Origin of the sequence: Methanocalculus sp., assembly GCF_030651615.1 — an archaeon.
GTDB lineage: Archaea > Halobacteriota > Methanomicrobia > Methanomicrobiales > Methanocorpusculaceae > Methanocalculus.
The window spans coordinates 1-3,563 of record NZ_JAUSCG010000103.1 but is presented as its reverse complement, the minus strand read 5'-3'; the positions used below and the strand labels follow the sequence as shown (position 1 = coordinate 3,563).

Below are 3,563 nucleotides of genomic sequence, written 5' to 3'. Positions count from 1 at the left end.
CAGCACTGTTTATGGCATTGTCCCGTATTGTTGTCAGGCTGAATATTCTCTGGCATAGCGATCCGGCTATTGCGATCATTGATGCGAACAACATCATCTGTCAGGATTCAAAGGCAGGTATGTTTGTCACCCTTTTTTATGGGACACTTTCTGAGAAGGAAGGGACTCTGACCTATGTGAATGCAGGGCACAACCCCCCGATCGTATTTCGGCGGAGAAACGGATCTATCGAAGAGCTCATGCCGACTGGAATTGCGCTTGGAGCTGTAGAAAAGATGCACTTCTTCTCCGAAAAAATTGCGGTTGAGAGCGGCGATATCATTGTCATGTACACGGATGGTATTACAGAATCTATCAATACAATTGGGGAAGATTTTGGTGAAGACCGGCTTCGGATGATCATATCAGAGAATGCGCATCTGACCGCCCATGCGCTCCTCGAAAAAATCCTTGATGCTGTCAGTACCTTCTCCTCTGGTCTCCCCCAGTTCGATGATATCACGCTGATGGTGATCAGGAAAGAGTGATAATTGATTGTAATGAATAACTAAAAAAAGTATTACTTTTTTGGTATGCACCTTGCAGCCTTTTTTGCGGCAAGTGATTCGATCGCCTTCAGATCGATCTCCCCCTCAAGAATAAGCGAGCCTGATGCAACAGCAGAGTGAAGGAATGATTCTCCAATCCCGTTCCGGATAATAAGTGTGGTATGGCCGGGAGACGACCCGACTGATCCCGCAGAGATATCTGCATTGCGAGCTGTCAGATCGGTACATATCCTGCATCCTGGCCGGACTGCCTCATCAAGTTCCTTAAGGCTGATTTTCAAGACCTCACCATCGGTTCTGGTCACAAGGAGACCTCCTTTCATATCAAGTTTCTGTACATCATATGGTTTGATCCCATATCTGCGGTCAAGGATATCAGTAACCAGATGATCGTAATCGAAGGTCTCGGTGCAGAAGAGGCCTATGACGAGCCTGATTGAGCGTGCATAGGGTAGGACGAGATCGTTCTCACTCTCTTTCATCTTTGCAATCGCTTCAGTGACACAGGGAAGTCCAACCACTGCGATCTTTCTGAACTTCCGTGTTAAGACCGCATCTTTCAGTGCAGCAAGGAGAGGTACCCACCAGGCGTATCTGCTCCCGGCATGGCGGATCAGCTCCCCGGAAGAGGTGATGATGATCGACTGCGGCTGAAGGGTGAACCGATCTTCTGAAACGGTCACAACCGCATCGATCGATCCTGTATCAAGTGCATCGGCAAGGATTGCAGTCACGGCTCCACCGCTCTGCCGGTGAGGGATCTCGATCCCTGCTTTTGCAGAGATGAGAGAATGGTACTCGCCAAGTAGTCCCTGACCCTGCATCATCCCCACTCGTGGGCAGACCGCATAGCATGCACCACAACTGACTTGGTCTGTTGCCTCCTTACAGTAACTCCGATTCTCCGGGCAGATATTCTGTTCAGTGCAGAAGATAATCGCATCGGCAGGGCAGACTGCAACACATGCGCCACAGCCACAGCACCGATCTGTCTCCCAGACCTCGCGTCTCAGATCTTCAAAACTTTTTCCTGACACGTCTCCATCACTCCCATGTGTATTTATTTGCAAACGGCCGTCCGCTCGAAGGTGTTATTCTGGTATAGGCTGCTGCAAGGAGTGGTGCCGGATCAATCGAGAATGTCTCTGCATATCTCCTGATATGTGGAATGATCCGCTCCATATCCTCTCGTGTTGCTTTCGCCTTCTTTGCACCGACTCCGAGGAGCCGTTCCGGTACATCGCCCCTGATGAAGATCTCTCCACCATGGATTCCTGTCCCGATTCCCCGATCCGGAAGGATGCGTTCGCCCTGACAGCCGAGGATCAGGACGACTCCTCCTGCCATATATTCACCAAGGAAAGCACGGGCATTTCCACCGACGATCAGTACTGGGCGATGAGTGCCGTACTCCTTCATGTGGATTCCCCCCCGGTAGCCGATATCACCTTCAACCATCACCATCCCTCCCCGCATTGAGTGTGCGGTTGCGTCCCCGGAACTTCCGTGAATGATGATCTCCCCTGCATCCATCGTGTTTCCCGGTGCGTGATCGCAGTTTCCAAAGACTTCGATCGTTGGCCCGCTCATGAACATGCCGAGATCACCGCCTGGAATCCCGCAGATTCTTATCCTGGCTTTACCCCTCAGCCCGTCGGCTATGAATCGCTGACCAAGTACATTCTCGATCCTGATCTGTTCAACTCCACCGGCAACGGCAGATCGGATCATCGTATTCAAAGGTGTATAATGCAACTCTTCTGCGTTGATTATGAGCTCTTCCTCCATCGTTTAGGCCCCCACCGGTTTGACATCAAGCACATTCATCATCGCCTCATCAAGGAGGTATCCTCGCAGGCGGTCGCGGTTTCCGCGGAGGCTCTCAATACTGTTGATTCCGGCAGCCCCCATCAGCTCGCTTATCTCAAGAGTCCATCCGTGAATCAGATTTGCGACATGCTGCCATTCCAGATCCGGGTTCAGCCTTTGTGTTAGTGCAGGGTTCTGGGTTGCAATCCCCCATGGACACTGACCACGGTAACAGGTCCCACAGACACGGCAACCCATTGCGATAAGTGCAGCAGTACCGATATAGATGGCATCGGCCCCAAGGGCGATCGCTTTTGTGACATCTGCTGAATCCCGAATACCGCCTGATGCGATGATCGAGATGTCGTTTCGAATCCCCTGTGACCTGAGTTTCTTATCGACTGCGGCTATTGCGGCCTCAATCGGGATGCCGACATGATCCCGGAAGACACGCGGTGCAGCCCCGGTCCCGCCCCGGAATCCGTCAATGACAACGGCATCCGCAGATGAGCGGGCAATACCGGATGCAATTGCAGCAACGTTATGAACTGCTGCAATCTTCACAAAGACGGGTTTTTTCCACTCTGTGGCCTCTTTGAGGGAATGGACGAGTTGTTTGAGGTCCTCAATCGAGTAGATGTCATGATGTGGGGCCGGGCTGATAGCATCGCTGTTCTCAGGAATCATCCTGGTCTGCGAGACATCAGGGCCGACCTTCTCCCCGGGGAGGTGGCCACCGATACCTGGCTTTGCCCCCTGCCCGATCTTGATCTCGATTGCAGCACCTCTTTCGAGATAATCGATATCTACGCCAAATCGTCCGGATGCCACCTGGACGATCATATTATTCTGGTATGGTCTGAGGTCAGGGTGCAACCCTCCCTCTCCGGTGCCCATGAACGTCCCCTGATCTGTGACAGCACGTGCCATTGAGAGCTGTGCATTCAGGCTGATTGCACCGTAACTCATATGTCCAATCATAATCGGGGTTTCCAGACGTATGTTTGGGGAGAGTTTGGTCTTCAGTTCAATATCACCATTCGCGTCCTTTGTAAGCTCAAGTCGTCGTGGTTTCTTCCCAATATATGTCCGCAGCTCCATCGGCTCACGGAGGGGATCAATACTTGGATTCGTTACCTGGCAGGCGTCAAGGAGGAGGCGATCGAAGATGATTGGCAACTCCTGGGCATTCCCCATCCCGGCAAG

The 3,563-nt window shown here is 52.0% G+C and carries 4 protein-coding genes; 1 reads left to right on the top strand and 3 read right to left on the bottom strand.

The genetic code is table 11. The annotated features are described in order from the left end of the window. Nucleotides 1-527: PP2C family protein-serine/threonine phosphatase (locus tag Q7V06_RS04370; protein ID WP_304838649.1), on the top strand; the 527-nt coding region annotated here is incomplete at its 5' end. 32 nt (nt 528-559) lie between these two features. Here Q7V06_RS04370 and Q7V06_RS04365 read toward each other — a convergent pair. The 3 genes from Q7V06_RS04365 to Q7V06_RS04355 all read right to left on the bottom strand — a co-directional run. After that, the gene (locus Q7V06_RS04365) at nt 560-1,585 is read right to left on the bottom strand and encodes a Coenzyme F420 hydrogenase/dehydrogenase, beta subunit C-terminal domain (protein ID WP_304838647.1); all 1,026 of its coding nucleotides are present in this window, start codon (nt 1,583-1,585) and stop codon (nt 560-562) included. A gap of 7 nt (nt 1,586-1,592) precedes the next feature. Continuing rightward, entirely contained in the window at nt 1,593-2,336 is a 744-nt protein-coding gene (locus Q7V06_RS04360; protein ID WP_304838644.1) for a hypothetical protein, read from the bottom strand. Nucleotides 2,337-2,339: 3 nt separating this feature from the next. Next, nucleotides 2,340-3,563, bottom strand: a 1,224-nt coding sequence (locus tag Q7V06_RS04355) for an FMN-binding glutamate synthase family protein (RefSeq protein ID WP_304838641.1), incomplete at its 5' end; no start/stop codon positions are given.